This window comes from Blautia faecis, assembly GCF_020554845.1.
Lineage (GTDB): Bacteria > Bacillota > Clostridia > Lachnospirales > Lachnospiraceae > Blautia_A > Blautia_A faecis.
On sequence record NZ_JAJCIA010000068.1, the window covers coordinates 1 to 4,765 of the forward strand.

General features: G+C 42.6%; 4 protein-coding genes. All 4 read left to right on the plus strand.

Going from position 1 to position 4,765, the window contains the following annotated elements; translation table 11 throughout:
• Positions 1-454 precede the first annotated feature (454 nt).
• The 4 genes from LIZ66_RS18090 to LIZ66_RS18105 all read left to right on the plus strand — a co-directional run bounded on the left by LIZ66_RS18090 (position 455) and on the right by LIZ66_RS18105 (position 4,714).
• Positions 455-1,888: an MATE family efflux transporter gene (locus LIZ66_RS18090; protein WP_226855250.1), complete on the plus strand. Its 1,434-nt coding sequence runs from the start codon at positions 455-457 to the stop codon at positions 1,886-1,888.
• 93 nt (positions 1,889-1,981) lie between these two features.
• Positions 1,982-3,535 carry a sensor domain-containing diguanylate cyclase gene (locus LIZ66_RS18095; RefSeq protein WP_178090755.1) on the plus strand — a complete coding sequence of 518 codons (1,554 nt, stop codon included), beginning with the start codon at positions 1,982-1,984 and terminating at the stop codon, positions 3,533-3,535.
• Between the two features lie 43 nt (positions 3,536-3,578).
• Positions 3,579-3,833: a kinase gene (locus tag LIZ66_RS18100; protein WP_118583324.1), complete on the plus strand. Its 255-nt coding sequence runs from the start codon at positions 3,579-3,581 to the stop codon at positions 3,831-3,833.
• An 8-nt stretch (positions 3,834-3,841) separates the two neighbouring features.
• Positions 3,842-4,714: an aldose 1-epimerase family protein gene (locus LIZ66_RS18105; RefSeq protein ID WP_226815292.1), complete on the plus strand. Its 873-nt coding sequence runs from the start codon at positions 3,842-3,844 to the stop codon at positions 4,712-4,714.
• The last annotated feature ends 51 nt before the right edge of the window (positions 4,715-4,765 follow it).

The window sequence follows — 4,765 nt, forward strand, 5'->3', positions numbered from 1 at the left end:
ACATGGAGCTGACTGTTACTAATAGGGTGAGGGCTTGACCAACAATCGCAAGGTTGAAAAATGATTCCATTAGGATGTAACATGTATGTAGTTTTGAAGGTACAGAACGAAAACGGTAGCCGGTTGGTTATCGTTTTTTTGTTGCCTTTTCTTTACTTTTACCCTATTTTTTTTCTTTATATTCTGTTAAAATATTTTTTAAATCAATTCATAAAATGATATGAGTGTCAAAAGGTCTTTTGCCACTCATTTGATACCTCGGATTGCGATCCAGCTACGCTGCTCCCGCAATCCTCCAAATATTCGAAATCTGCTGATTTACTGCGTAAATCGCTACTTTCTCATATTTGGCATGTCCCAAGTTCAAACACCTTATCGTGCAAGCACGAACGGCTTTTTGACCTTTTGACACTGGTATCATAAAATAACAGGTAACAGAATAGGAAGAAATAAGATGAAATCAACTAGAAACAGATCCAGACTGGCAGATCAGGGAACAAAAGAAATGCTGCCAGTTATTTTTTCTCTTGCGTGGCCAACTATGCTGGAACAACTGATGCAGACTGCAGTACAATATATGGACACTGGTATGGTAGGCGTCCTGGGAACAAGTGCAACGGCCGCTGTTGGAGCTACCAGTACAGTAAACTGGCTGATTGGAAGTACGATTTCTGCGATCAGCATAGGATTTTTGGCATACATATCCCAGTCAATCGGAGCAGGAAAAAAAGAACAGGCAAAAAAAGCTTCAGGACAGGCTGTGCTGACAGTTGTGATCGTAGGAATATTTTTTACAATTCTGACAATGGGACTGAGCCGTAAAGTCCCTGTTTGGATGCAGGTAGATCCTTCTATTCAGAAACTGGCATCCAGCTATTTCCTGATCCTCTATGCACCGATGCTTTTTCGAACTGCGAACATTATTTTTGGAACTGTCCTGAGAGCAGTGGGCGATACCAAAACCCCTATGCAGGTAGGAGTTGCCTTTAATGTTATTAACATTGTACTGAACTTTTTTCTTATATATTCCACCAGAACTGTGCTGATTGGTGGAAAAGAACTGGTGATCCCAGGCGCGGGATGGGGCGTTCAAGGTGCAGCAGCTGCGAGTGCTATAGCTTATACCATTGGAGGTATTGCAATTACGGTTAAATTATGGAAGCATACTGATATATCTCCAAAGGGTCAGAGCTTCCTGCCGGATTCTGCAGTTCTGCGCCCTTGTCTGAAGGTGGCTGTTCCAAATATGTTTCAGCGATTTGCCACGTCCCTTGGATATGTGGCATTTGCATCCATGATCAATTCTTTGGGCGAGACTGCAACGGCAGCCCATACTATTGCCAATACAGTAGAATCTGCTTTTTATATTCCAGGATATGGAATGCAGACAGCAGCGGCTACTCTTGCAGGAAATGCTCTTGGGGCCAATGACAATAAAAAACTCAACAGCCTTGCCAAGGCAATTGTGCCGTTGGAAGTGGGACTGATGGTTATTTCCGGAAGTCTGCTGTTTATTTTTGCGCCGATATTGATTAGGCTGTTTTCATCAGATGCGCAGGTTATCCGTCTGGGAAGTACGGTACTTCGTATGGTTGCTGTTTCCGAACCGTTTTATGGTGTACCTATTGTGATCGAGGGCATGATGCAAGGTGTGGGGAAAACAGTAACTCCCTTTATTTTCAATGTAGCGGGAATGTGGGGTGTAAGAATTCTGGGGACTTTTATCTGCATCCATCTTCTTGGACTGGGACTTGTGTCTGCCTGGGGATGCATGATAGGTCACAATATGCTTCTTTTTGTTTTATTCACTTTACATTATTTCAGCGGCAGATGGAACCCTATGAATAAAACAAAAGTATCCTTCCAATACAAGACTTGTAAAAAGTGACCAAAAATCACAAGCTTGACAGCAGAATATATAGGCTTTATACTGAAAAATAACGAATAAAAGCCGTCACGGCTTGGAATGGATGACGTTAATATGGAAAAAAGCGTGAAAGACAATCCTGAATACAAAATGAAACGGCAGGGAATGATCATCGGACTGGTCTGTCTTGCTGTGATGGTGTTTCTGACGATTTTTCTTATGAGCAGATATCGTCAAAGAACAGAGAAGATTTTTACAGAGCTTATGGAGGAATCACTTTTATCCACCCATTCGGAAGCACTGACAGAAATGGAGAATTTCCTGGCTGGTTCAGCTGGAGCAGATAAGGTGGAGGAAGCCTGGGAGGCTCTGAACGAGGACGAGGGGAATGTGCTTCACTATGCGTGCAATTCAGATGGGAAAATCCTGGCAGGAGATATGCGGATTTTTGACATTGAATATACGGTGGCGACAGTGCTTCATTCGCAGCATGTGAAAGATAACAGTATTTCCCAGGTGGAAAAGTCCCTTAAAAAGCTGACCTATGGAGCACCCCATATTTTCACGGAGCTTGAGAAAACGGATATCTATCTGGTGGCATCCAAGTTGGAAGGCAGAGACTGTATTCTGTTTTCAGAATATCGTTCCGCCAAAATGAAGAATTATAAAGCAGTGCTCATCAATGGAAACCGCATGATTATTTTTACGCTTCTTGGATGCGCGTTGATTATGCTGCTTTTTACAGTACGATTCTATATGAAACAGCAGAAGAAAGTGATGAAAGGTCAGGCAAGGTACGACATTTTGTCGGAGTTTTCGGACACGGTTCTTTTTGAATATGACTGCCTGGAAAAAACATTGGTATTTACGCCAAATATAACGACTTTATTTGGACTGAAGGAAATCGGTCCGATCAGGCCTTTTGACAGTGACACAGATTTCACAATGGTTCATCCAGATGATGTGGCGAAGGTAAAGGCACTTCTTTCCTCAATTGGTGATAATTCTGATGAGATTGATGATTTTGTAATCCGTTTTAAGGATAAGAACGATAATTATCGTTGGGTGCGATGGATGGGCCGTCTGATACGAGGCCGTCTTGGTACACCACAGGCATTTCTGGGCAAGATTTCTGACGTTCAGGATGAGATGACCAGAGAACAGGATCTTCGTGAAAAAGCCTCTGTTGATGGTCTTACAGGTGCTCTGAACCGCAAGGCTGCAGAGCAGAAAATCAATACGCTTATGCAGGATAAAGAGTGTAAAGGTTACCTGCTTATGCTCGATATTGATGATTTTAAGACGGTAAATGATACAATGGGGCATGCAATAGGTGACCTTGCATTGATTACTTTGGTAAAACTTTTGAAGGAACATTTCCGTAGGGAGGATATTGTCGGTCGTCTTGGCGGTGATGAATTTATTGTGTTTATGACAAATACAGAGCTTGCTTCGGCTGTTGAAGCAAAAGGTGCGGAAATTCTTGATATTCTGGCAAAGTCAGAGACTACACCACATTTTACCGTGAGTATAGGAGCGGCGGCTTATCCTGCAGCTGGAAACGACTATGAAAGCCTGTATCTGGCGGCGGATAACGCAATGTATGCTTCAAAGAAATCCGGTAAGAACAGAATTTATGTAGATAATGGTCAGCAGAAAAAAGAATGACCATAAAAAGGTATCGCTTTGAGACTAAAGGAAGGTGACAAAAATGCGGTTACAGATTGTACAGGATGCATTAAAAAAGAAGAATATCAAATACGAATATACAGAGATTGATGGCTGCGGAAGTCTTGATTTTCTGTTTCGAGGATTGAAATTCCATGTGTGGGAGTATGAGGACCGTGTCTGGGGGGCAGAGACAAATATTTATGAAGCAGGACGCAGTCAGGATATTGAGGGCAACTATGAAGAGGTCATTGCCAGAGAGATTTTATCATGGCCCGATATGATGCCAGGAAGTTGAGGAATGGGATGAAATACGAGATCAGCAATGAATATCTTAAAGTGAAGGCCGACACAGAAGGTGCTATTTTGTGGTCCGTGACAGATAAGGACGGATTTGAGTATATCTGGCAGGGAGATGACAGATACTGGAACGAGCATGGTGCCAATCTTTTTCCCTATATTGCCAGATTATGGGAGAAATCCTACATATTTCAGGGGAAGACGTATCATATGGATATTCACGGTTTTGCCAAGGATTCTGTTTTCTCCTGTGAGAAAGCAGGGGAGAATGAACTGGTGTTTGCAATGGAAGATACCAGGGAAACTTTGGAACAGTATCCATTTCATTTTCGTTTTGAGATCCGATATCTGCTTGAGAAAAATACTTTAAAAGTTTTCTATTCGGTAAAAAATAAGGATGAGAAAACGATGTATTTTGGAATCGGCGGTCACCCGGGATTTAATATTCCGATGGAAGAGGGACTTTCCTTTGAGGATTATGAATTGGAATTTTCCAGGGCATGTGAGCCGCAGCGCATTCTTTTTTCACAGGAGTGTTTTGTGGAGGGGAAGGAGTCCTATGAACTTTTGGAGGGCAGACGGATTCCTCTTCGTCATAATCTTTTTGATGAAGATGCTATTGTGCTGGAGAAAACCTCTGGAGAGGTTCTGCTTCACAGTACGAAGGGCAAAAAGGCAGTGAAGGTATCTTATGTGGATATGCCTTATGTCGGTTTCTGGCATATGCCCTGCATGGATGCTCCTTATGTTTGCATTGAGCCGTGGTGTTCCCTTCCATCCAGACAGGGAATTACAGAAAATCTGGAGGAACAGAAGAATCTTATTTCACTGGAAGCTGGCAGGGAGTGCCAGATTTCCTGGACCATGGAAATTCTCTAGAGCGTGTCTGAAAAAGGCTTTCTGCAAGATGTGCGTCACAATTTGTGGGAG

Coding starts and splice junctions, on each gene's coding strand:
- LIZ66_RS18090 (WP_226855250.1), top strand. CDS start 455: ATGAAATCAACTAGAAACAGATCCAGACTGGCAGATCAGGGAACAAAA.
- LIZ66_RS18100 (WP_118583324.1), top strand. CDS start 3,579: ATGCGGTTACAGATTGTACAGGATGCATTAAAAAAGAAGAATATCAAA.
- LIZ66_RS18095 (WP_178090755.1), top strand. CDS start 1,982: ATGGAAAAAAGCGTGAAAGACAATCCTGAATACAAAATGAAACGGCAG.
- LIZ66_RS18105 (WP_226815292.1), top strand. CDS start 3,842: ATGAAATACGAGATCAGCAATGAATATCTTAAAGTGAAGGCCGACACA.